Annotated in this window: 19 protein-coding genes and 1 tRNA gene; 9 read left to right on the top strand and 11 right to left on the bottom strand. The window is 67.0% G+C overall.

Annotated features, from left to right (window positions below):
- Positions 1 to 3: 3 nt before the first annotated feature.
- The 5 genes from F1654_RS00610 to F1654_RS00630 all read right to left on the bottom strand — a co-directional run bounded on the left by F1654_RS00610 (position 4) and on the right by F1654_RS00630 (position 8,040).
- Entirely contained in the window at positions 4 to 2,322 is a 2,319-nt protein-coding gene (locus tag F1654_RS00610; protein WP_150021577.1) for an ATP-dependent helicase, read from the bottom strand.
- Between the two features lie 174 nt (positions 2,323 to 2,496).
- Entirely contained in the window at positions 2,497 to 3,867 is a 1,371-nt protein-coding gene (locus tag F1654_RS00615; protein ID WP_150021578.1) for an amidase, read from the bottom strand.
- Entirely contained in the window at positions 3,867 to 5,270 is a 1,404-nt protein-coding gene (locus F1654_RS00620; protein WP_150021579.1) for a phenylacetate--CoA ligase family protein, read from the bottom strand. The genes F1654_RS00615 and F1654_RS00620 overlap by 1 nt, the downstream gene beginning before the upstream one ends.
- A 14-nt stretch (positions 5,271 to 5,284) precedes the next feature.
- Positions 5,285 to 6,664 (bottom strand): MmgE/PrpD family protein, encoded by a 1,380-nt coding sequence (locus tag F1654_RS00625; RefSeq protein WP_150021580.1) that lies wholly within the window; start codon positions 6,662 to 6,664, stop codon positions 5,285 to 5,287.
- Positions 6,661 to 8,040 (bottom strand): MmgE/PrpD family protein, encoded by a 1,380-nt coding sequence (locus tag F1654_RS00630; protein WP_150021581.1) that lies wholly within the window; start codon positions 8,038 to 8,040, stop codon positions 6,661 to 6,663. The genes F1654_RS00625 and F1654_RS00630 overlap by 4 nt, the downstream gene beginning before the upstream one ends.
- Positions 8,041 to 8,104: 64 nt before the next feature.
- Here F1654_RS00630 and F1654_RS00635 point away from each other — a divergent pair, with 64 nt between their 5' ends.
- The 4 genes from F1654_RS00635 (at position 8,105) to F1654_RS00650 (ending at position 13,780) form a co-directional block, all read left to right on the top strand.
- Entirely contained in the window at positions 8,105 to 9,367 is a 1,263-nt protein-coding gene (locus F1654_RS00635; protein ID WP_150021582.1) for an acetyl-CoA hydrolase/transferase family protein, read from the top strand.
- On the top strand, positions 9,364 to 10,110 hold the full coding sequence (locus F1654_RS00640) for a GntR family transcriptional regulator (protein ID WP_150021583.1): 747 nt from the start codon (positions 9,364 to 9,366) through the stop codon (positions 10,108 to 10,110). The genes F1654_RS00635 and F1654_RS00640 overlap by 4 nt, the downstream gene beginning before the upstream one ends.
- Before the next feature lie 108 nt (positions 10,111 to 10,218).
- A complete protein-coding gene (locus tag F1654_RS00645; RefSeq protein WP_150021584.1) occupies positions 10,219 to 11,103 on the top strand; it encodes a DUF1838 family protein in 885 nt (294 codons plus the stop codon).
- Positions 11,104 to 11,335: 232 nt separating this feature from the next.
- Positions 11,336 to 13,780, top strand: coding sequence for a TonB-dependent receptor (locus F1654_RS00650; RefSeq protein ID WP_233205037.1), 2,445 nt, complete (start codon positions 11,336 to 11,338; stop codon positions 13,778 to 13,780).
- A gap of 87 nt (positions 13,781 to 13,867) precedes the next feature.
- Here the strand turns inward: F1654_RS00650 and aroC are convergent, their stop codons facing one another.
- Genes aroC through F1654_RS00665 form a run of 4 tightly spaced genes read right to left on the bottom strand, consistent with a single transcriptional unit; the run spans position 13,868 to position 16,347 of the window.
- Complete coding sequence (gene aroC, locus F1654_RS00655) at positions 13,868 to 14,959, bottom strand: chorismate synthase (protein WP_150021585.1); 1,092 nt, start codon at positions 14,957 to 14,959, stop codon at positions 13,868 to 13,870.
- Positions 14,960 to 14,963: 4 nt separating this feature from the next.
- Positions 14,964 to 15,551 (bottom strand): hypothetical protein, encoded by a 588-nt coding sequence (locus tag F1654_RS00660; RefSeq protein WP_150021586.1) that lies wholly within the window; start codon positions 15,549 to 15,551, stop codon positions 14,964 to 14,966.
- A 3-nt stretch (positions 15,552 to 15,554) separates the two neighbouring features.
- A complete protein-coding gene (locus F1654_RS13830) occupies positions 15,555 to 15,731 on the bottom strand; it encodes a hypothetical protein (protein WP_199200408.1) in 177 nt (58 codons plus the stop codon).
- A 46-nt stretch (positions 15,732 to 15,777) separates the two neighbouring features.
- Positions 15,778 to 16,347, bottom strand: coding sequence for a J domain-containing protein (locus tag F1654_RS00665; RefSeq protein WP_150021587.1), 570 nt, complete (start codon positions 16,345 to 16,347; stop codon positions 15,778 to 15,780).
- A gap of 93 nt (positions 16,348 to 16,440) precedes the next feature.
- On the opposite strand from F1654_RS00665, the gene pdxH reads away from it, so the two are divergent.
- The 3 genes from pdxH to murD all read left to right on the top strand — a co-directional run bounded on the left by pdxH (position 16,441) and on the right by murD (position 19,536).
- Positions 16,441 to 17,106 (top strand): pyridoxamine 5'-phosphate oxidase, encoded by a 666-nt coding sequence (gene pdxH / locus F1654_RS00670; protein ID WP_150021588.1) that lies wholly within the window; start codon positions 16,441 to 16,443, stop codon positions 17,104 to 17,106.
- Positions 17,107 to 17,171: 65 nt separating this feature from the next.
- Positions 17,172 to 18,137, top strand: a complete 966-nt coding sequence (locus F1654_RS00675; RefSeq protein WP_150021589.1) for a DUF1499 domain-containing protein — start codon at positions 17,172 to 17,174, stop codon at positions 18,135 to 18,137.
- A 73-nt stretch (positions 18,138 to 18,210) separates the two neighbouring features.
- The gene (murD, locus tag F1654_RS00680) at positions 18,211 to 19,536 is read left to right on the top strand and encodes a UDP-N-acetylmuramoyl-L-alanine--D-glutamate ligase (protein ID WP_150021590.1); all 1,326 of its coding nucleotides are present in this window, start codon (positions 18,211 to 18,213) and stop codon (positions 19,534 to 19,536) included.
- Here murD and F1654_RS00685 read toward each other — a convergent pair.
- A complete protein-coding gene (locus F1654_RS00685; RefSeq protein WP_150021591.1) occupies positions 19,533 to 20,771 on the bottom strand; it encodes a threonine synthase in 1,239 nt (412 codons plus the stop codon). The two genes, murD and F1654_RS00685, sit on opposite strands and share 4 nt — an antisense overlap.
- An 83-nt stretch (positions 20,772 to 20,854) precedes the next feature.
- Positions 20,855 to 21,457 (bottom strand): hypothetical protein, encoded by a 603-nt coding sequence (locus tag F1654_RS00690; protein WP_150021592.1) that lies wholly within the window; start codon positions 21,455 to 21,457, stop codon positions 20,855 to 20,857.
- A gap of 128 nt (positions 21,458 to 21,585) precedes the next feature.
- On the opposite strand from F1654_RS00690, the gene F1654_RS00695 reads away from it, so the two are divergent.
- Both F1654_RS00695 and F1654_RS00700 read left to right on the top strand, forming a co-directional pair.
- Positions 21,586 to 21,661 (top strand) — tRNA-Lys (locus tag F1654_RS00695).
- A gap of 396 nt (positions 21,662 to 22,057) precedes the next feature.
- Entirely contained in the window at positions 22,058 to 22,378 is a 321-nt protein-coding gene (locus tag F1654_RS00700) for a hypothetical protein (RefSeq protein WP_150021593.1), read from the top strand.
- Positions 22,379 to 22,391: the final 13 nt, after the last annotated feature.

The following is a 22,391-nucleotide window of genomic DNA, read 5'->3' on the forward strand; positions in this document are numbered from 1 at the left end:
GTCTCAGGCCGCCTCGACGAAGCTCGCCACCACCTTTTTTGTGCCCGCCTTGTCGAAGGCCACGGTGAGCTTGTCGCCGTCGGCCTCCATCACCTGGCCATAGCCGAATTTCTGGTGGAAGACGCGCTGGCCGCGGGCGAACTTGCCCGGCTTGCCGCTGGAGATGAGCGTGGCCTGGCCTTCGATCACGGGCGAGGCCTCGGCGCGCCGGCCTGCCGCCTGGCTCTCCTGGAAGCGCCGCCAGCCCGGGCTCTCATAAGAGGACCGGAAGGCGTCGGCGGGCGTGGCGGCTTCCTGGAAGCCCGGGCCAGCGTCGTAATAGCCGGTCTCGGACTTGGCCTCGCAGTGATCGGGGGGCATTTCATCAATGAAGCGCGAGGGCAGGACCGACTGCCAGCGCCCGAAAATCATGCGGTTGGCGGTAAAGCTGATCACTGCGCGTTCACGGGCGCGAGTGATGCCCACATAGGCCAGGCGCCGCTCCTCCTCGAGGGCCGCCGTGCCGCCTTCGTCCAGCGCGCGCTGGGACGGAAAGACGGTCTCTTCCCAGCCGGGCAGGAAGACCAGCGGAAACTCCAGCCCCTTGGCGGCGTGCAGGGTCATGAGAGAGACCTCGTCGCCATCCTCGGCCCGGTCGGCGTCCGAGACCAGGGCGATATGCTCCAGAAAGGCGTCCAGGCTGTCGAACTCGCCCATGGAGCGGACCAGTTCCTTCAGGTTATCGAGCCGGCCAGCGGCCTGCGGGCTCTTGTCCTCGCGCCACATGGCCGTATAGCCGCTCTCGTCGAGCACGATCTCGGCCAGCTCGTCATGGCGCATGGTCTCGGCCTGTCCCGCCCAGCGGTCGATATCGCGCAGGAAGACCTGCAGCGATGTGCGCGCCTTGCCGCGGATCTCGTCGGTCTGGACCATCAGCCGGGCGGCCTCGGCGATGGATGTGCGCGCCCCGCGCGCCGCGGCGGCCAGGCGCTGCACCGTGGTGTCGCCGATCCCGCGCTTGGGCGTGTTCACCACCCGCTCGAACGCCAGATCATCATCGATGGAGCGCACAAGACGCAGATAAGCCAGCGCGTCGCGGATCTCGGCGCGTTCAAAGAAGCGCGGGCCGCCCACCACTTTGTAGGGCAGGCCCAGCATGATGAAGCGGTCTTCAAACGCACGCATCTGCCAGGAGGCGCGCACCAGCACGGCGATATCGCTGTGCTTGCCCTGGCTGCGCACATGGGCTTCCACCGCGTCGGCGACGAAGCGCGCCTCGGCCTCGCCATCCCACAGCCCGCTGACCTGGACCTTGTCGCCGCCCGCGTCCTCGGTCCATAGCGTCTTGCCGAGCCGCGCCTTGTTGGCGGCGATCAGGCCGGACGCAGCGCCCAGGATATGACCCGTTGAGCGGTAATTGCGCTCCAGACGAATGACTTTTGCGCCGGGAAAATCGGTCTCGAAGCGCAGGATATTGTCGACCTCCGCTCCCCGCCAGCCATAGATGGACTGATCATCATCGCCCACGCAGCACAGATTGCCCGAGCCGCGCGCCAGCAGGCGCAGCCAGAGATACTGGGCGACGTTCGTGTCCTGATACTCGTCCACCAGAATGTAGCGGAAGCGCCGGTGGAACTCGGCCAGCACGTCCGGGTGTTTCTGGAAAATCGTGATGACGTGTAGCAGAAGATCGCCGAAATCACACGCGTTCAGCACCGAGAGCCGGTCCTGATAGAGCGCGTAGAGCGCGCCCGCCCGACCGTCGGCGAAGCTCCACTTGTCCTCTTCGGGAATACGGTCCGGGGTGAGGGCGCGGTTCTTCCAGCCGTCCACCAGGCTGGCGAAATAGCGCGGCGTCCAGCGCTTGATGTCGATGCCTTCGGCTTCCAGGATCTGCTTGATAAGGCGTAGCTGGTCGTCGGTGTCCAGGATGGTGAAGCTGGATTTCAGACCGGCCAGCTCGGCATGGCGGCGCAGGATCTGGGCGGCGGTGGAGTGGAACGTGCCCAGCCACGGCAGGCCCTCCACATGCTCGCCCATGATCGCCGCAACCCGGTGCTTCATCTCGCGCGCGGCCTTGTTGGTGAAGGTCACCGCCAGGATCTGGGAGGGCCAGGCCTTGCCCGTGGCGAGGATGTGGGCGAGCCTTGTGGTCAGCACCCGCGTCTTGCCCGTGCCTGCGCCCGCCAGCACCAGAACCGGGCCTTCGATGGCCTCAACGGCGGCGCGCTGTTCGGCGTTCAGCCCGTCGAGATAGGCCGCCTGACCCTGCGGCGCACGCGCCGCTGCGCGCTGCGACAAGGGCAGGGCGGCGTCAGATTGGGAAGGTGGGGCGGAGCCCATGGCGCATGTCCGGGATCGATTCGAAAAGCTGGAACGAAACTAGCACGCCCCCGCGCCAAGGGCAGGGGGCGACCTGCGGCGTGCATGGCTGCAGGCGCAGGGCGGCGTCAATGATCACAAGCTCTGCGACGTATGATCAATAGCCTTTTCGGAAATGAACTGGGGCCTTTCCTCTCAATATCCCGGCGGGATGAGTGGGCCCCCGGCCAGCATTTCAAACTGGGAGGCGGCGCGCAGGGCGAGGCCGTCGCGGCCCTGGGGCGCCATGAACTGGATGGCGCAGGGCAGCCCCGCCGGCGTCAGCCCCATGGGCGCGGCCGTGGCGGGAAGGCCCGCCATGGCGGCGAAGGCGGTCAGATCAGCCTGTCCGGCCGGAACCGGCGCGCCAAAAGCGAAGGCGGGCTCCAGCGCCACGGGCGAGACCACCAGATCACACTGCGCGAACCAGTCCTGCGCGTCGGTCTCACTGGCGCGCACCAGCTGATAGGCGGCCTCCACCTTGTCCGCGCTCTGGGCCGCGCCCCAGCCGAGCAGCTTGCGCAGGCCTTCGGAGAAGCCCTCGGGTGTCTCGGCCAGCTGGGCGGCGTGGGCGCGCGCGCCCTCGATCTCGCTGATCAGAAGCCCCGCCCGGCGCGAGCGGCCATAGGCGTAATGGGACGGCGTCACATCCACGATGCGCGCGCCGGCATTGTCCAGGCGGGCCAGCGCGATCTCGAACGCGGCCATGACGTCCGGGTCGCACGTCAGTTCGTCTTCAAAGCGCCAGCGCCCGATGGTCAGCCCCGTCAGGCCCTTCTGGGGGCGCTGGGGCTGGCCGGAGAGGGCCGCGAGGAAGGCGGACAGATCGCGCGCCGAGCGCGTCAGCGGACCCACATGATCGAGCGTGGTGGACAGGGCCATCACGCCGCCAGTCTCCACCAGGCCGCGGCCCGGCTTGTGGCCGGACACGCCGCAATAGGCCGCCGGTATGCGCACCGAGCCCATGGTGTCGGTGCCCAGCGCCATCACGCACAGCCCCGCGGCCACAGCCGCGCCGGATCCGCCCGACGAGCCGCCGGGCGTGAGGGCGTCGCCCGCCTTGCCCCAGGGATTGAGGGTGCGCCCGAACCAGGGATTGTCGGTGACCGCGCCAAGGGCGGCCTCCTCCATGTTCACCGTGCCCGCGATGATGGCGCCGGCGGCTTTCAGGCGCGCCACGCAGGCGGCGTCATCGCGGGCGATGCGGCGCTCATAGGCCTTGATCCCGGCATGCCAGGGCAGGCCCTCCACGGCGATATTGGCCTTGACCAGCACCACCGCTCCGTCGATTTCTGACAGGGGCGCGCCGCGAGCCCAGCGGTCTGCGCTGGCGCCGGCTTCCTCGCGCGCGGCGGTGAAGCGGGTGTCCAGAACCGCGTTGAGTGCAGGGTTGATCCGGGCGATGCGCTGGGCGTAGGCGTCGAACACGTCCAGCGGGCTCCAGCGCCCGAGCGCAAACGCCGCCGCCTGGGCCGCCCAGGTGCGCTGCGAGGCTTTGAGAGGCAGATCGTTTGTAGCAGGGCTCATCAGAACCGTTCGTCGATGAGGCGGATGGGTTTCTGGCGCACGTCGGTTTGAGTGAGGTCGGCCAGTTCGCCCGGTTTGGCAAGGGTCACGCCGACCTCGATGCCGAGCTTGCGCTTGAGCAGGTCTGCGAATTCGGCCTGGACGCGCTCGCCGGGCTCGCGCACCTCGGCCATGACGATGAACTCGTCGCGTCCCGAGGCGTCCCGCACCGCCTTGCAGATGAAGTCGCCCGCAAACGCGGCATGCTCTTCCAGCAGCGGCCCCATGGCTTGGGGGAAGATATTGATGCCGCGGATCTTCACCATATTGTCCGAACGCCCCAGGAAACCCTCAATGCGCTTGAAGGCCAGGCCCAGCGGGCTGGCGTCCGTGCGTTCGCGCGTCACGTCATGGGTGTTGAAGCGGATGATGGGATAGACATCGTCCTTGTAGAGGCAGGTGCAGATCATGTCGCCCTCGGCGCCTTCAGCAACCGGCTTGCCGGTGTCGATATCGGCGATTTCGAGATACTGGGCGTCCTCCATCACATAGAGTCCGGCGCGGTCCGGGCCTTCGCCCGCGATGACGCCGGTATCGCCCACGCCGTACCAGTCAAAGCATTCGGCCCCACCCCAGGCCTTGGACAGCGCTTCGCGGTCCTCGCGGCCCAGATGGCCGGAAATCATGCGGATATTGAGATCACGCACCGGGTCGATGCCCATCTCGTCGGCCACCCGGGCAAGTTTCTTGATGTAGTCGGCGAAGCCCACGATGACGCTGGCGCGAAAATCGCGCATCAGCTCCACCTGGCGCGCCGAGCGGGTCTCCACGCCGGTGCCCGCCGACATGAACACCGCGCTGGTCCAGTGGATGACCGCCTCGCGCACGTAATGGCCGCCATTGATCATGCCGTGGCCATAGACCGAATGGACCACGTCCTCAGGTCTCAGGCCCTGGAAGCGGTAGAGCCGCCCGAGCAGCAGGTTCTGCACTTCGCGCGACTTGGCCCCGAACAGCAGCACTTGCGGCGTGCCGGTGGTGCCCGAGGTGGTGTGCATCACCACATTGGGCCGGCCTTCCGGGTGGCTGTCCAGCGCATCAAAATCGCCGAACGGGGGCTGGCGCGCGATGGAGTCCATGATGTCGGACTTGTCGAAGCTGGGCAGGCTGGAAATCATCTCCAGCCCGGTGATGTCGCCGCGCTCCACCCCGGCCTCACCCCAGAGTTTGCGGTAGAAGGGCGTGGTCCAGGCGCGCGCCACCGATTTCAGGAACAGCGCGTTCTGGCGCGCGAACAGTTCGTCGCGGCTGATGGACGCAGCGAAGGCCGTGAAATCGGCGCCGATGGGGTGCTGGCGCTGCAGCGCGCTCCAGTCGGCGGCGTCGAAATAGCTGCGGTGTCCATCAGGGCGGGCGGCGCTCATGGCGGCTCCTCGTATCAGGTTAGAGACTGCGGGCGGGCGGCCATCAGGCCGGTGAGGGTGGCGGTGGAGGCCGCGCCGGGCAGGGCGGCGACGGCCTCGCTGAGGGCGGCGTCGAGATCGGGCCGGGCCACGCCAAGCCCGAAGGCGAGGCATTCGGCGCGCTTGGCGGCGATGTCCTGCGCGCGCATGGGATCGCGCGGCGAGCCGTAGAGGGCGTCGAGCGAGAGCGTTACGAGTCTCCCGTCCGTCAGGCGCGCTTCCAGCGTCTGGGGCGTGAAGGCGGCGGGATTGTCCGAGCCGTCGGCCTCGACCGAAATGCGCGCGGCCAACGCCAGGGTGTCAGAATCGCCAAGGGCTTCAGGCGTGAAGCCATGGAGCCGGACTTCACCGGTGCGCAGCGCCAGCGCGCCGCAATAGGCAAAGCACAGCCGGGCGTAATTGACCTGCATGTCCGTCTTGGCCGGACGCCCGACCAGGCGCGCGATGAGGGGCGGGGCGATGAGGCGGATGGCGGCGATCTCGCTGGCGCTGATGCCGCGTTCGCGCAGGCGCTGCATCAGCACGATCCCGCCCTGGGCGGCGCGCCCGGTGGGGAAGGGCTTGTAGGAGACTTCTGCGATGCGGAACACCCGGCCCAGCGTGGCGGTGACGGGGGCGAGATCGCTTTCAGTCTCGAACAGGGAGAGATAGCCGTACGGCCCTTCAAACACGTCATGGGGGCCGGGAATCCCGGCGGCGGCCAGATCATTGGCCACAAGGGCGGCGCGGGCGGCGGCGGCGATCTGCAGGGGCAGGGCGGGCTTGCCCTCCACGTGGGCCTGCATGGTGCCCGCCGCCTGGGCCAGGGCATAGCCCAGCGCGTCCAGCGCCTGATCCAGACTCGCCCCGCGCAGGCGCGCGACGCCCAGCGCAGCGCCGAACAGCCCGGCTGTGGCGGGGCGGAAGAAGCGGATCGGGCTGAGCGCGGCCACGCCAAGCCCGGCGGCCACGTCGACGGCGCCTGTGAGGGCGGCCAGGAAGTCCTTCCCAGAGACAGGCCGCGCGGCGGCTTCGGCGGTGAGGGCGGCGCCAATGACGGCCATGGGATGGACCACGGCGGGCTCGTGCACGCAGTCATATTCCTGGCAGTGGATCTGGAAGCCATTGACATAAGCGGCCGATGCGGCCGGCAATTCCGGCCCGGCGAACACGGGGGCGGAAGGAACGCCAGCGTCCGCCGCGCCCCAGCCTTGGGCCACGCGCAGCACCTCGTCAGCGAGCCAGGCGCGCCGTCCGGCGATCCCCACAGCCAGCGTGTCCAGAAGAAAGGCCCGGGCGGCTGATTGCGCCTCTGGCGGCAGGGCCGTCCAGTCGAGACCCAGCACATGGCGGGCAAAGGCTTCGGGCGCGCTCACGGTGTCTCTCCCGGCCTTGCCGGGCTGGCGATGAGCGCGGTGAAGGCGTTAAGCGATCCGCCATCAGCCAGCGCCAGCGCGGCCTCCACGAGACGGTCTGCTGTGCCCGCATCCAGCCCGCCATGGACGGCCAGGGCGCGGGCCTTGGCGGCGAGTTTATCCTCTGTAAGCGGGTTTTCCGGATCGCCCAGCGCGTCGGGCTGATCGTACTGGCGCTGCGCGCCATCGCTCAGGACCAGGCCCATGCCGGCGCCGTAGCGGGCCGGATACGCGCCGTCATAAGGCGATCCGGCGCTGACGCTGACTTTCGAGGCCAGCGCGCGCACGTCCGGCGCGGTGAACGCGTCGGGCTCGAAATCGGACAGCTGCGGCTCGCCGCGCAGGAGGGTGACGGCCACGGCGTGCTGGAGGGAGAATTTCGCCTCGATCACGCTTTCGGGCCGGGACCGGTCGCAAAAGGTCAGGGCGTCGCGATAGGTGATAAGCGCGATGCCCGCGATATCGCCGGCCTCCACCCCGTCCGCCCGGGCGGCGAGCGCTGCATCAATGGCGGCGTGCGCGTGGCGGCAGGCAGGCCAGGGCTTGAAGCTGACCTGTTCAATCAGCCAGGGCTCGCCGTGACCGGCCATGACGGTTTCAGAATCGGCGCCGGGACAAGTGGCGGCGAAAAACCCTTGCGGTCCTTCAAGTATGGCCAGCGGCCCGTCAAAGCCTTCGGACGCAAGACGCGCGGCGGCCAGGCCCGCATGGGCGGCGCGGGCGGTGTGCAGCTGCTTGGCCATGGAGCCGGGCTCGTGGCGGGTCTGCCAGAAGCCGGACGCCTGCGTGCCCGCCAGGCCCAGCGCATGGGCGGTGCGGTCTTCATTGAGGCCGAACACGCTGGCCGCCGCAGCGGCGGCCCCGAACGGTCCGCACGTGCCGGTATTGTGCCAGAAAGCGTAATGGCCCGGACCCACCGCCCGGCCCAGCGCGATCACGGCTTCATAGCCGCGCACCACCGCGTCGAGCAGGGCATGCGCATCTGCGCCTGCCGATTCGCACGCCGCCAGCGCAGCCGGGATGACGCCGGGGCCGGGATGGAGGATGGCGCGCTTGTCCACATCGTCCATCTCCAGAACATTGCCCAGCGCGCCATTATGCAGCGCGGCGGTCAGCGGCGAGCCGCCTCTTGCCGCGCCGATCAGCGTGCACGGACCGGGCCCTTCACCCGCCAGAGATCGCGCCATCGCCTGTCCTGCCGGGCTGTTCGCGCCCGCCAGCGCACACCCCGCCCAGTCCAGCACATGCAGGGCTGCGCGCGCACGCACGGCCGCGTCCACCGGGCGGGCCAGGCGGTCGGCAAGGCGTCGGGTGAGCGTGGAGCTTTGTCCGGACATAATCTGCTAGTAGCATGGCAGTGAGCGCGGCGTGAAGCCCGCGCGTCAAGCGTGGGGGACGCCGATGACAGCCGGGCCGGACCTGCTTTCGCCAGCTGCGCTGGCCACGTATTTCCGCGCGCGCCTGCCCGACGCGGCGCGGGTCTATGTCCCGGGCGTGGCGGGTGAACCCTATGTCATGGCGCAGGCCATGAAGATCGATCCGGAGACGGCGCGGGGGCTGACCTTCTTCGGTGTCTGGATCCCCGGCGTGAACCGTACAGACTGGAGCGCACTCCATGACACGGCCCGGTTCGAGACGATCTTTCTGGCGCCGGAACTGCGCGCCGGTTTTGAAGTGGGCAAGATGATCTTCCGCCCGCTCACTTATACCCAGGCCTGGCGCTGGCTGGCGTCGTGCCCGGTGGATGGCGCGATCCTTCAAGTGGCGCCGCCGGACCGGGAGGGCCGTTGCTCGCTCTCGCTGAGCTGCGACTTCACGCCGGCGGTGTGGGCGCGCGCAAAGGTGCGCGTAGCGCAGATCAATCCGGCCCTGCCGGTCATGCCCGGCGCGCCCTGGATACCCTTGAGCGCCTTTGATGCGGTGTGCGAGGTGGAGAGCGAGCCGCGCGGCTATGAGGCGGGCGATCTGCCCGAGGCGTTCGCCGCTATTGCGAGCCATATCGCCGGGCTGGTGGAGGACCGGGCGGCGGTGCAGTTCGGCCTGGGCAAGGTGCAGCTCGCCGTCCTGCCGGCCCTCAAAGATCACAAGGCCCTGACGATCCACTCGGGCATGGTGTCCGATCCGCTGATGGAGATTCTCGATGGAGAGGCCGTGGCCGCCATCCGCACCGGGGCGGTGCTGGGCTCGCGCGCGCTGGCGCAGCGGCTTGCCGGCGATCGCCGCCTGATGATGGCGCCGGTCAGCGCCACCCATGAGGCGGGCGTGCTGGCGGGGCTGGCGCGCTTTACCGCCATCAATTCGGTCATCGAGGTGGATCTGTTCGGCCAGGCCAATGCCGAGTTTGTCGGCGGGCGCCAGATTTCGGGTGGTGGCGGGCTGGCCGATTTCCTGCGCGGGGCGCAGGCCAGTCCCGGGGGCAAGGCCATCGTGGCGCTGGCCTCTACGGCCAAGGGCGGAACGCTGTCACGCATCGTGCCGCGTCTGTCTGCGCCGGCCGTGAGTCTAGGCCGCTCGGAGGTGGATTATGTCGTCACCGAGCAGGGCGCGGCGGATCTGAGCGGGCTCGATCTGGATGCGCGCGCGCAGGCGCTCATACAGATCGCTCACTTTGATCACCGCGCTATGCTAGAGAGCGCATGGACCGAGCTTCGGAGGACGCTATGACCGTCATGCTGGAAAACGCCTCTGGCGCACCGCGTTACATGGCGCTGGCCGAGGCTTTGAGGGCGCGAATCGCAGGCGGAGACCCGGCCATAGGCGAGCTTCTGCCCACCGAACACGCCCTGTGCGAGACCTATGGCGTGTCACGCCACACTGTGCGCGAGGCGCTGCGCTTGCTGGCCGAGGCCGGGCTGATCGCCCGACGGCGCGGGGCGGGCACGGTGGTGGTCGCCGCCGAGGCGCGCGCCCATTTCACCCAGCGCCTGGGCGGGGTGGACGATCTGATGCAGTACGCGCGCGACGCCAAGCTGCAGCCCCGCCATACCCGCAGCGGTCCTCTGGACGCGGCTGTGGCGCGCGCCTTCGGCGTTGCGACCGGCGGGGAGTTCTTCCATGTGGCCGGGGTGCGCGGGCGCCCGGGCGAGACCCCGATCGCGCTCACGGACGTGTATATCCGCGCCGATATCGCCCCGCCGGTGGAGACGATTGTGGAGATGGGCGGATCGGTCACTGAATGGATCGCCAGCGAGCGCGGCGTGCCAACAGCGCGCATCGAACAGTCCATCAGCGCGGGCGCCCTGACCGAGCGCGAGGCCGAGCCGCTGGACGCCGAACCGGGCGAAGCCGCCCTGCGAACCCGGCGGCGCTATTACGACAAGGGCGGGCGCATCATCGCCCTGTCCGACAGCGTCCATCCCGGCGAGCGCTTCACCTATGACATGGTGCTGATGCGCGAAGCCGAATAGGCCGTTTACCGCCCGCCGCTGGCGGTTTTGCTTGATCCTGCGCACGAAAAGAAATGATATACCATTTCGAGAGCCGGACGCACCGGCTCCGTGCGGAGGAGACACGCCATGAAAATTCTGATCGCCGCGCTGGGGGCGGGCGCTATGAGCGCCACAGCCCTGGCGCAGGAGCGCCTGAGCTTCGACAATCCTGACGATGTCATCACCATGAACCGCAAGGTCGCGTGTTCGACGGTGGATGGCGAGCCCATCACCTATTACTGGCACGGCTACGCCTTCTCGCGCCGCGCCGGGGAGCCGGACCGGCGCCTGTTCCGGGTGGAGGGCATGAATGTGCGCGCCTGCGCCACGGTGGAGCACCCCGAATACGGGGCAGGCTACCGGCTCGTCTCGCGCGAAATCCTGCTCTATCTGGATCCGGAGACCCGCGAAATCCTGTCCACCTGGGATAATCCGTGGACCGGGGAGACGGTGGACGTGCTGCATGTGGCCAATGATCCGGTCAATTTCCGCGGCGGGTTTCCCAACGGCCCTGACGACCCGGCGCGCTGGACCGGCTCGATCAAGGGCGATGATTTCTGGCAGACCACCACCGTGCCGCTTTTCTACCCCAACCCGCTGGCGGGCGCGTTCCAGAACGAGGTGGGCGGGGTCTATCACGCCACCGAGATGTTCAATTTCTTTGGCAATGTGTCCGACCTGACCGATCCGGCCGCCACCACCGCCGATGTGGAGGTGGGCTGGGTGCGCATGTCCGACTGGCTGCCATGGATGAAGATGCGCGGGCGTGACGGGCTGATCTATTTCCACACCGCCGGAACCAAGCTGGACAGCTGGGACGAGCTGCCGGACTTCTTCAAGGACGAGATCGCCCGCCATTATCCTGAATACACCGATCCGCCGCCGCTGGATGATGACCGGCCCAACGTCACCAGCTGGACCTATTACCGCGACATCGCGGCGGGCGAGATTAGCCCTCCGCAGCGCGATTGAGCGCGGTCACCGGGACCCGGGCGCTTCGGCGTCCGGGTTTGTCACTGAAATGCAACACCGGCGCGCATTTGTTCGGACAAGCGCAAGATCACAGGCGCGTGATCGGTGCAAATGATATATCAATTGGCTGACACGTGTGTGTCCGAAGGGTTCGGGCGGCGCGCGTGCAGCAGGCTCACAAGGCTGACAAGGCCGCGCAAGGGGAGAGCGAAGCGTGAAAAAGCAGATTCTTATGACCACGGCGACGGCAGTCATGGCCACGGGCCTGACGGCTATGCCAGCCGCCGCATCCGCCCAGGAAGAGGGCGCTCAGCAGGCGCGCGATGTCATCACGGTGACCGCGCGCCGGCGCGAGGAAACCATTCTGGACGCTCCGGTCGCTGTGACCGCGTTCGGCGAGGAGGACATCCTCAATCTCGGCCTGCAATCGGTTGACGACGTGGCCCGCTTCACGCCGGGCCTGTCCTTCTCAGCAGCCTTCGGGCGCACCTCGGAACGCCCGGTGATCCGCGGACAGGCCAATGTGCTGGCCGGCGTGCAGTTCGGCGTTGAATCAGGCACCGCCTATTTCATCGATGGGGTCTATTATCCCGGTTCTATCCAGAACCTGGACCCCAATGATCTGGCCCGCGTGGAGGTGATCCGCGGACCCCAGAGCGCGCTCTATGGCCGCAACACCTATGCCGGCGCCATCAATTTCGTGACCCGCGGCGCCTCGGACGTACTGGAAGGCAATGTCCGCGCCCGCGCCGGCAGCTATGGCGAATATGAGTTGTCGGGCGGTATTTCCGGTCCGCTGGGCGACCGCGCCGGTTTCCGCCTCTCGGTGCGTGACTATAATTATGACGGCGAGTGGACCAATACCGTGACCGGCCAGACGGTCGGTTCCCAGTCCACCACCTCGCTCTCCGGCGTTCTGGACTTCAACCCGGTGGACAATCTCGACTTCCGCGTCCGCGCCCAGTATTCGGATTCCCGCGACGGCACGCTGCCGCTCTTCCTGCAGTCGGCCGCCAGCAATAACTGCGCGCCGGGCCATCGCTCGCTGGCCTCCTGGTCCCGCTCGGGCAGCACGAATAACAATCAGTATTTCTGCGGCGTGATCAAACCGGCTCCGGTGGCGCTGAACACCGGGCCCGCCCTGCCGGGCCAGCCGGCCATCGTGCCGGGCGTACCGGCCGATGCGCTGAACCCGTTCCTGCCCTTCCAGCTTTATTCCACCGCGGACGGCACGGCGTTTGACGGCGTTTCCAACGAGACCTGGCTGTTCTCGGGCATCATGAACTGGGATGTGGGCGGCTCGGGCTATGTCTTCACCCTGTCAGGCGGTTACCGCGACGAGGAGCGCCGCTTCGGGTCTGACTCCGACCACAGCTCGATCAATTTCGTGCTGCAGCCGGTGGGCATGGCCGACACCGGGGCCTTCTTCGCCAACACCAACCGGAACGAGGTCCGCGACCATTCCATTGAAGCGCGGCTGGCCTCTCCGGTCGACGAACCGTTCCGCTGGATGATCGGCGCATACTATTACGATCAGACCAGCCGCCAGTTCTCGATCACCTTCTCCAATCCGTCGGGCAATCCGTCCAACCGCCTGACCACCACCAATCAGGCGATTTTCGGCCTGCTCGAGTACGACTTCACCGAAAATCTCACGGTGACATTCGAAGGCCGCTATGCAGAAGAAGAGAAGACGACCCTGGACGGGCTGAGCGACCCGACCCAGTTTTTCCGGGCCGACACGTTCACCAACTTCACCCCGCGCCTGACCGTGAACTGGTCTGTGGATCCCGAAACCACGATCTTCGGCGTCTATGCGCGCGGCGTGAAGCCGGGCGGCCAGAACGGTTCGCTGGGCGAGAGCGTCGGCAACCCGACCTATGATCAGGAGACCTCGGAGAATTTCGAGCTTGGCGTGAAGCGCTCCCTGTTCGGGGGTGCGGGGTATTTTGCCGCCTCGGCCTACTACATCGACGCCAAGGATGTGCAGCTGACCACCGCGGTCGCCAGCGCCACTGGCGCGCTCAACTCGGTCGCCACTAATCAGGGCGCGGCGGAAATCTGGGGTCTTGAGCTGGAATACCGTCAGCAGGTCAATGACATGCTGTCCATCGGCGCGAGCTATGCCTGGACCCGTCCCGAATTCACCTCGGGCTGCGATGATGCGCAGTGGGAGCTGACCTCGGGCGGCGGCGTGATCGCGGGCAACTCCACCGCCCCGGGCACCGGGACCGAGTTCTTTGGCCAGACCGGTAATTGCTCCATTGCCGGAAATCGCATCCCGCTGACCTCCGAGCACCAGCTCTCGCTCAATGGCGAGCTGCGCGCGCCGCTGGGCCAGAATGGACGCCTGGAGTGGTTCGCCCGCAGCGACTTCACCTATGAATCGTCCAAATATGTGCAGGTCCATAACCTGGCCGAGACCGGCTCGGCCTCTATCCTGGGCGCCCAGTTCGGCATCCAGAGCGAGAACTGGACCCTGATGGCCTATGGCCGCAACATCCTGGATGAAGACTCCATCGTGATGGCGACCCGCTGGCTGCAGACGCCGTATCTGAGCCCGACCTTCTCGCCCAACACCGCACCGGCAGGCGCGGCGACGGGCGCGCCGCGCGCCTTCTTCGGCACGCTGCGCCGGGGCGCCAGCTATGGCGTGGAGGCCCGCTACCGCTTCTAGGACACTCCTTTAAGGACCGTCCTTAGGGGCAAGGGAACTGGACGGCCGGGCCATCAGGTCCGGCCGTTCTTCTGTCTGGAGCAGGCCTCAGCCGCGATAGGCCTCCGCGCGCAGCTTGTGATCGGCCAGCACCAGGGCGGCCATGGCTTCGGCCACCGGTACGGCGCGAATGCCCACGCACGGGTCATGGCGGCCCTTGGTGGCGATGGCAGTCTCTTCCAGATCGCGGTTCAGCGTGCGCCGCTCGATGCGGATGGAGCTGGTGGGCTTGATCGCCACCCGGATCACCAGATCCTGGCCCGTGGAAATCCCACCCAGCACCCCGCCATTGAAGTTTGAGGTGAAGGCCGGGCGCCCGTCAGGACCCAGAACCATCTCATCGGCGGCGTCCTCGCCACGCAAGGCGGCCGCGGCCATGCCCGCGCCGATCTCCACGCCCTTGGCGGCGTTGATCGATATCATGGCGCTGGCCATGTCCTGGTCGAGCTTGCCATAGACCGGCGCGCCCCAGCCGGCGGGAACCCCTCTGACCACCACTTCCACCAGCGCGCCCACCGAGCTGCCGTCACGGCGCACCGCGTCCATGTCTTCGGCCCAGAGGGCGGCGGTCTGCGCGTCCGGGCAGAAGAAATCATTGCGCGCCACTTCGTCCCAGTCCCAGCGCGAGCGGTCGATGGCCCGCGGGCCGATCTGCACCAGCGCGCCGCGGATGGTCACGGCCTCGCCCAGCACCTTGCGTGCCACGGCGCCACCGGCCACGCGCGCAGCGGTCTCGCGCGCCGAGGAGCGCCCGCCGCCGCGATAATCGCGCACGCCATATTTGGCGTCATAGGTGTAGTCGGCATGGCCGGGCCGCCAGGAATCGCGGATATCGGAATAATCCTTTGAGCGCTGGTCCATATTCTCGATCATCAGCGAGATGGGCGCGCCGGTGGTCACCTGCTGCGGCAAGCGCTCGTCCTGGAACACGCCGGACAATATGCGCACCTGATCGGGCTCGCGGCGCTGGGTGACATGGCGCGACTGGCCGGGCGCACGCTTGTCCAGCCAGGGCTGGATGTCGGCTTCGGTCAGGGCGATGCCCGCCGGGCACCCGTCCACCACACAGCCCAGCGCCGGCCCGTGGCTTTCGCCCCAGGTGGTGATGCGGAACAGATGGCCGAACGTGTTGTGGGACATGGGATCAATCCAGATGGGCTTTGGGCACGCGGAATACGCCGAGAATGCAGGCTCGCTCACGGACCGCTATCTGAATATGGGTCTTCTGACGAAAAGCCGAGTCCGGATACAGTGGCGCACCCTCCTCGAACACGCCGCGCACCGTGTCGAAGGGCGGCTGGCCCGTTTCCTTGCGTTGAATGTGGAGCGCGTTGACGACTGCGCAGTCGAGGTTGCGGCGCAGAAGGTCAGGTGAATTGACCGGCATTTTGGCCATCGGGTTGGCCTGGAACATGGCCTCAAGCATCGCGTAGCTGTCAGCCAGCATGCTCAGGCCCTGCTCGGTCATCAGATCGAGGCAATGACCCAGATGGATGACCGCCCCCACCACCGCCGGGCTCTTGATGGTGGATTTGCGTGTGGGGTGATGGGCCAACTCGTGGGCGAAGCTCAGGCCGCGCTTGGGATTGTGCTGCCAGAAATAAATGCCGTGACCGAGCCAGTCATAATCATTTTCGCTAGACTTGAAGTCTGCGCCTGACAGCAAGCGTTCCGCCGTGCTCTGGTCGCATCCGTGATAGCCGAGAACCAGACCATGCGACAGATCCAGCATGATCTATCGCGCATAGACCCGTTTGAGATTGCCCTTGGGGGTCAATATGCCCAGCTTGATGAGATAGGCCTGAGCGGATTCCTGGGAGTGCGCATGCTCGCGTATCGCCGCCTGAGTGGAGGCGCGGAAGGCCTTCACGTCTTCATCGGTGAGGCCGGGCAGGCGGGATTTGCGAGTCATGGTGAAGAACATAGAGTGAAAATCATGGGCTGGCAACGCGCCAGCCTCATGCCGCGCCCTTGCGGGCCCAGCGGGCCAGACGCGCGGCCGGAGAGGCCTTGACGAATTTCTCGTAGAAACTCCTCAGCACCCCGGCGGTTTCCTCGGTTTCCTTGCGTGCGGCGGTTTCGGCGAAGGCGCGGGCGCGCGCCTCGCGGGCCTGTCGCTCGGTATCGCTGACCGAGAGCTCGGTTTCCACCATCACATCGCGCACATGAACATGCACGCGCCAGTGGGGGTCTCCGATGGGAATCAGAACAGTCCCGCTTTTCACAGCCACCGGCACGCGCACTAGCGCCTCGCGCTCCTCGATCTTGATGGTGCGGATGCCGCCTTTTCGCGCATCTTCCGGCGTGATCACCAGGTCATGGCGGCGCGGGGCGTGAATGCGCAGCACCTCATAGGCCTTGAGCAGGCGCTGCAGCTTGGCGATGGTCTGGGGCGTGGACGGGGTCACGTCCGGATGAACGGTCTTGACGAGCGCACGGAAGCGGGCGCGGACTTCACTGAAGTCCTCGTCTCCATTCAGGCCGAACGCACGATACGCGGCCAGTAAGGCATCAGGCTTGGCGCTCATGATGCACACGCTAGGCTGGGACAGGTTGTCAAACGGTTGACCGGCTGAGCAGGGGGGCTAAGTCAAAGTCACCAAATGAGAAAGAGTTTTCCCATGAGCGGCCGTGACGCGATCCCTCCCAGTCCTGGCGACGCCGATTACGCCCGCGAGGCGGAGGCGCCGCAGGATATCTTCACCCGTAATGACCCGTTCGCCCTGTTCGGCGAGTGGCTGGCCGAAGCGCGCAAGCGCGAGCCCAATGATCCCAACGCCATGGCGCTGGCCACCGCAGACGCCGGCGGCATGCCGGACGTACGCATGGTGCTTTTGAAGGACGTGGATGCGCGCGGGTTTGTGTTCTACACCAATACCGAGAGCGCCAAGGGCGAGCAGCTGGCCGGCAATGCCCGCGCCGCCCTGTGCTTCCACTGGAAATCCCTGCGCCGCCAGGTGCGCGTGCGCGGCGCGGTCAGCCCCGTCAGCGCCGAAGAGGCCGATGCCTATTTCGACAGCCGCGCGCGCGACAGCCGCATCGGCGCCTGGGCCAGCGCCCAGTCGCGCCCGCTGGAAAGCCGCTTCGCGCTGGAAAAGGCGGTGGCGGCCCATACGGCGAAATATCATATCGGCCCGATCCCGCGCCCGCCCCACTGGAGCGGCTACCGCATAGCGCCGGTCCGCATTGAATTCTGGCGCGACCGGGCCTTCCGCCTGCATGACCGGATGGTGTTCGAGCGTGACCGTGAGGACACGCCCTGGCGCGTGTTGCGGCTCTACCCGTGATCTTCATCCCCTTTGCCGCCCGCTGCGCGCTATAAGGGCGCCAAGGCTGGAAGGGGACCCAAGCGATGATGAATGCTTTGAGAGTATTGCGCCACCTGATCGTCGGGTTCGCGGCCTTCGCCGCCATAGCCACGCCGATCTGGTTCGTGATTGCGGCCTTTGGCGGCAAGTTCGGCTTCTGGACGCCGATCGACGGTTTTCGCCATGTAATGGGCCTGGCGGGTCTGAATGCGCTGGACTGGTTCGGCCTGCCCGGCGGATTCGGGGGCGGATTCATCCTGCCGTTGACGGCGGGGCTGGGCTTGGCTGCGCTGATCATCGCCATCGGTTTCAGGCTGATTTTCGGGCGCGCCAATGCGCCCGGTCCTGGCGGGTATGTGGCTGGCGTGGCTGCCCTGGCGGTGGGGCTGGCGCCGCTAGTGCTGGTGACCATCGGTGCTGAACAGCGCGCAGGCATACCACCCATCCACGACATCACGACAGATACGGTCAATCCGCCGCAATTCACCGCCGCCCTGATCGAGCGGCGCGGTGAAAACGCCAATCCGGTGGACTATCACGCCAAGACCGACCCGCGCTCGGGCCGCCCGCTGCCGGAGGTGCAGGCCGAAGCCTATCCTGACATCGCGCCCTTCTATACCGAGGCTGAACCGGTGCTGGCCTACCGCGCGGCTCTGGGCGCAGCGCGCGACAAGGGCTGGCGGGTCTCCACCGCATCCGAAGCTGCGCTGATGTTCGAGGCACAGGCGGTGACGTTCTGGTTCGGCTTCGTTGATGATGTGGTGGTGCGCGTGAGCGCCCATGAGGACGGGGCGCGGGTAGATGCGCGGTCGGTCTCGCGGGTGGGAGTGTCGGATCTGGGCGCCAATGCAGCGCGCTTGCGGGCCTTCTTCGCCACGCTGGAAGCGAGCCTGGGATACAGTGAAGAGGAACCTGATTTGCCGGTCCCGGCTGAAGAGGGCGACGGCGCGCCAGAGCCTGAGGTCGGGTCTGAATCCTGGCCTGAACCAGCTGACGATCACGAAGGTTGAGCCGCGCGACGCGCTTGCGCGCCTGCGCGAAACACGCTTGCCTTGAGCCGTCTAGGCTAGGGATCACAGGCGCATGCGTACGGGACGGTTCAGCGAGTATGACACGGTCCTGGTCTGGGGCTATGGCAAGGAGGGCCGGGCCGTGCTCGCGCTCGCCCGCGCTGAAGCCCCCGGAGTGAAGCTCACGGTCATTGACCGCGCCGCGCCGGAGGATATGCCTGATGGCGTCGCCCATATCGCCGAAGACGGGCTGGATGCTGCTGTGCGCGCGGGCGGGCGGGTGCTGCTGGTCAAGAGCCCGGGCGTGCCGCTCTATCACCCGCGCCTGGACGCGGCGCTGCGCGCAGGCGCGCATCTGACCAGCCAGACCAATCTGTGGTTCGCGCGCAAGCCCGCCGCCCAGCGCGTGCTGGCGATCACCGGCACCAAGGGCAAGTCCACCGCCAGCGCGCTTTTGCACCATATGCTGAACGCCATCGGCGAGGACGCCGCGCTGGCGGGCAATATCGGCGATCCGGTGATCGAGACGCCGCCGGATGCGCCCGCCGTGGTGCTGGAGCTGTCGAGCTATCAGTGCGCCGATCTGGTCCACGGGCCCGATTATGGCGTGGTGCTCAACCTGATGCGCGAACACATACCCTGGCATGGCTCGCTGGAGGCCTATCAGCGCGACAAGACGCGGCTCATCAGCCTGGACCCCAATACCCGCGCGGTCCTCAATGCCGGCGATTCCAATCTCGCCGCGCGCTTTTCGGCCCGGCCCAATACGCTCTGGTTCAATACGCCCGAGGGCTTCCACGCGCCGGGCGGCGTGATCCATTTTGGAGATGAGACCTGGGGGCCGGTCCCGTCCGTGCCCGGGCCGCACAATGCGCTCAACGCCTGTGCGGGGCTGACCATCATCGCCGATATGGGGCTGGATGCGCGCGCTGCGTTCGACAGCCTTTCGGGCTTTCACGGTCTGCCCCACCGGCTGCAGACGGTGGCGGTGAAGGGGGCGGTGCGCTTTGTCGACGATTCTCTGGCCACCACGCCGGAATCACTCCTCCTGGCGCTGGACGCCTTTCCCGGTGAGGACGTGGCGCTGATCCTGGGCGGGGAGGAGCGCGAGCAGGATTATGAGGGCCTGGCCGCCGCCCTGGAGCGCCATGAGCGCATCCGCGCCATCGTGACCATACCGGAGAACGGCCCGCGCATCGCCGCCGCGCTGGCGGGCGGGCGTCATGCGGGCGTGGTGACGTACGAAGAGGATTTCGAGGCGGCCGTCGCGCGCGCTGCCGCCTCGCTAACATCCGGCGTGGTCCTCTTGTCCCCCGCCGCTCCCCGCGGGCGCCAGTTCACGGTGTTCGGCGCGCGCGGGCGGGCGTTCGCCGCGGCGGCGCAGGCGCTGGCGGGTTAGCCCTCCAGCATCGCCCGCGTGACCGGCTTCGTCCGGTCGAGATCGCGCACCCGCTCGGGCAGGGGGTATTTGAGGCCCGAGCCGCAATTGAACACGACACAGCGCGCATCGGCCTCCACCAGCCCGCGCCGGCGGGCCTCAGCGATGGCGGCCATGGCGGCTGCGCCTTCAGGGCAGAGCAACAGCCCATCCACGATCCCGCACAAGGCGCGCACCCGTTCAATATCATCCTCGCTGACCGCCAGCGCCGCTCCGCCGCTGGCGCGCACGGCGCGCAGGATCAGGAAATCGCCGATGGCCTTGGGCACGCGGATCCCCGCCGCCAGCGTGGCGGCGTCCAGCCATTCGGGTGCATGCTCCTCGCCCGCCTCGAAGGCGCGCACGATAGGGGCGCAGCCCTCAGCCTGGACGGCGAACATTTTCGGCCTTTCAGAGCCGATCCAGCCCAGCGCCTCCATCTCGTCGAACGCCTTCCACATGCCGATCAGTCCGGTGCCGCCGCCGGTGGGGTAGAAGATCGCATCGGGCAGGGTCCAGCCCAGCTGGCAAGCCAGCTCGATCCCCATCGTCTTCTTGCCCTCGATCCGGTAGGGCTCCTTCAGGGTAGAGACGTCAAACCAGCCCATCTCCTCTTTCAGGGCGCCCACCAGCGCGCCGCACTGATGGATCAGGCCGTTGACCCGGAACACATGCCCGCCCTGGGCGGCGATCTCGTGCACATTCACCTCGGGGGTGTCTGCGGGGCAGAAGGACCAGGTCTGCATCCCCGCCCGCGCGCCATAGGCCGCCAGCGCCGCGCCCGCATTGCCATTGGTGGGCATGGCCATGGACGTGACGCCAAACCGGCGCGCCATGGACACCGCCAGCGCCAGCCCGCGCGCCTTGAAACTGCCCGTGGGCAACCGCCCCTCATCCTTGACCAGAAGCTGGCCTGCCAGCCCCAGCTGGTGCGCCGAATGGGGCGTTTCGATCAGCGGCGTATCCACTTCGCCCAGGCTGGTGACATGGTCGTCGTCCGCCACAGGCAGCAGCTCGCGCCATTTCCAGAAGCCGGGATGGGTGAGCCGATTGCGCGCAGCGATGGCGTCGCGGTCGGCGGTGCGCTTGAGGGCTTCGAGATCATAACGCGCCAGCAGCGGCCAGCCCTTAGGTGACAGATTATGGGCCCGGCCAGCGTCCACGCGCGCGCCGGTCATGGAGCATTCCAGGTGGGTAAAGGCGTTGAGGGCGGTCACGTCAGGGCGCGCTCCGGATGCAGGGCCAGGAAGCGTGGAGCCTATGGCGTGGAGGCGTTGAGGCAAGCCGGGCTGTCAGCGCCTTACTCGGTTTGCGTCAGCCCGTAGGCTTCAAAGGCGCGCTCCAGATAGCGCGGGCCGCAGCCAAAGCCGGCATGCAGGCCGCGCAAGTAAGACCTGCGCTTCAGCGCCAGTTCGCGCTCGGTGCGTGCGGCGCTTTCGATCTCGCTGGCCCGGCCCACAAAACGCACCACAGGACGGATCGGGTTCAGGCTGACGATCAAAGAGCGGTACTGGTCGCGCGCCAGATCAGGCGCATCGGCGGCCAGATCCCGGCTGCGCTCGGCCAGGGTGGGGTCGTCCTCGTCGGTTTCTTCTTCAACTTCGGACGGCGGCGCCTCGCGGTCGGGGCCCAGCACCACGGTCAGCCGGGCGATGTCGCGCGCCGTGGTCGAACAGGTGCGCCGCGCGCCCTTGCCGCCATAAGGGGTGGGTACGGTGTCGTCGCCCTCATCGACCCGGATGGCGCCGGGACGTTCGCGCGGCAGGCCGATGGCGTCGGCGCCCGCCTCGCGCGTATCGGTGACCATGACGTCCATCCCGTCCGTGGCCCGGTTGACACAGCCCCCGGCGGCCAGAAGGCCAGCGCAGGCAAGGGTCGAAATGAGGGTGTTGCGCGTGATCATGGACGTGATCTTACAGCGTTGAATCCGGCAAGAGAAAGGCGTGAAAAATCATGCTGCGGGTGCGGCGCCGGAACGCTTGACCAGGCGCAGGGGCGCCTATAGGTTCCGCGCCTCTCCCGAAGGGGTCAGAGCCGATAGCTCAGCTGGTAGAGCAACTGACTTTTAATCAGTAGGTCCAGGGTTCGAATCCCTGTCGGCTCACCAAGTTTTTCAATCATTTAAGTCCGATAGCCGAGGAACGGATCAGGTGCGGTTCGATACGCTGGGTATCGAATTCGACCCGCTATGTTTTCGGCTCCTTCTGATGGCGCCGCCTCTGCGATGCGCGCCGCCACATCTTCTGCTTGCGGACGCCGGAGCCGATCCCGAATTCGTTTCTCCACCTCATTCCCGAGTCCCCCGGGAAACGCCTTCGGCTTGTTTCGCAGGCGCGCAAAACGGCGCCCCTCAAGCAATCTCCAAATACGTAATCATTGTTTATTTAACGAGCGCCGTTTACTTTATAACATTTCCTTGAATTTTATTGCTTCTTCCGTCTAGTGTTAACCATCGGAGTCGGATTTGATCCGGTAAAAAACAAGAGAACTGGGGAGGAATTTCATGTCTATAGCCAAGATCGTCTGGGCCGTCAGCATACTCGCGGCGCTCGTGTTCGCCTTTGTCAGCTTCGAATATGCCGGCGCCATCCTGGCCGTGCTGGGTCTGGCGAGCGGCTATTTCGTATCCGCCGACCACCGCCGCGGCCTGCTTGTTGCGGCGATTTTCCTGCTGTTGGGCCATGAAGCGCTCGGCGCCATTCCGGTGCTCGGCGAGCATCTGAACGCCATTCTTGGCAGCTATTCCAACGTGCTGTCGGCGGCCTGCGTGACTGTGATCGTGGTGGTCACCGTCCAGCGCCTGATGCCCGCCAAGAGCGAATGACCCCTTAGCATTT

Origin of the sequence: Alkalicaulis satelles, assembly GCF_008630495.1 — a bacterium.
Taxonomy (GTDB): Bacteria; Pseudomonadota; Alphaproteobacteria; order Caulobacterales; family Maricaulaceae; genus Oceanicaulis; species Oceanicaulis satelles.

Coding starts and splice junctions, on each gene's coding strand:
- F1654_RS00610 (WP_150021577.1), bottom strand. CDS start 2,322: ATGGGCTCCGCCCCACCTTCCCAATCTGACGCCGCCCTGCCCTTGTCG.
- F1654_RS00660 (WP_150021586.1), bottom strand. CDS start 15,551: ATGCTGGATCTGTCGCATGGTCTGGTTCTCGGCTATCACGGATGCGAC.
- F1654_RS13830 (WP_199200408.1), bottom strand. CDS start 15,731: ATGACTCGCAAATCCCGCCTGCCCGGCCTCACCGATGAAGACGTGAAG.
- F1654_RS00645 (WP_150021584.1), top strand. CDS start 10,219: ATGAAAATTCTGATCGCCGCGCTGGGGGCGGGCGCTATGAGCGCCACA.
- F1654_RS00640 (WP_150021583.1), top strand. CDS start 9,364: ATGACCGTCATGCTGGAAAACGCCTCTGGCGCACCGCGTTACATGGCG.
- pdxH (WP_150021588.1), top strand. CDS start 16,441: ATGAGCGGCCGTGACGCGATCCCTCCCAGTCCTGGCGACGCCGATTAC.
- F1654_RS00700 (WP_150021593.1), top strand. CDS start 22,058: ATGTCTATAGCCAAGATCGTCTGGGCCGTCAGCATACTCGCGGCGCTC.
- murD (WP_150021590.1), top strand. CDS start 18,211: ATGCGTACGGGACGGTTCAGCGAGTATGACACGGTCCTGGTCTGGGGC.
- F1654_RS00690 (WP_150021592.1), bottom strand. CDS start 21,457: ATGATCACGCGCAACACCCTCATTTCGACCCTTGCCTGCGCTGGCCTT.
- F1654_RS00665 (WP_150021587.1), bottom strand. CDS start 16,347: ATGAGCGCCAAGCCTGATGCCTTACTGGCCGCGTATCGTGCGTTCGGC.
- F1654_RS00615 (WP_150021578.1), bottom strand. CDS start 3,867: ATGAGCCCTGCTACAAACGATCTGCCTCTCAAAGCCTCGCAGCGCACC.
- F1654_RS00635 (WP_150021582.1), top strand. CDS start 8,105: ATGACAGCCGGGCCGGACCTGCTTTCGCCAGCTGCGCTGGCCACGTAT.
- F1654_RS00650 (WP_233205037.1), top strand. CDS start 11,336: ATGACCACGGCGACGGCAGTCATGGCCACGGGCCTGACGGCTATGCCA.
- F1654_RS00620 (WP_150021579.1), bottom strand. CDS start 5,270: ATGAGCGCCGCCCGCCCTGATGGACACCGCAGCTATTTCGACGCCGCC.
- aroC (WP_150021585.1), bottom strand. CDS start 14,959: ATGTCCCACAACACGTTCGGCCATCTGTTCCGCATCACCACCTGGGGC.
- F1654_RS00675 (WP_150021589.1), top strand. CDS start 17,172: ATGATGAATGCTTTGAGAGTATTGCGCCACCTGATCGTCGGGTTCGCG.
- F1654_RS00630 (WP_150021581.1), bottom strand. CDS start 8,040: ATGTCCGGACAAAGCTCCACGCTCACCCGACGCCTTGCCGACCGCCTG.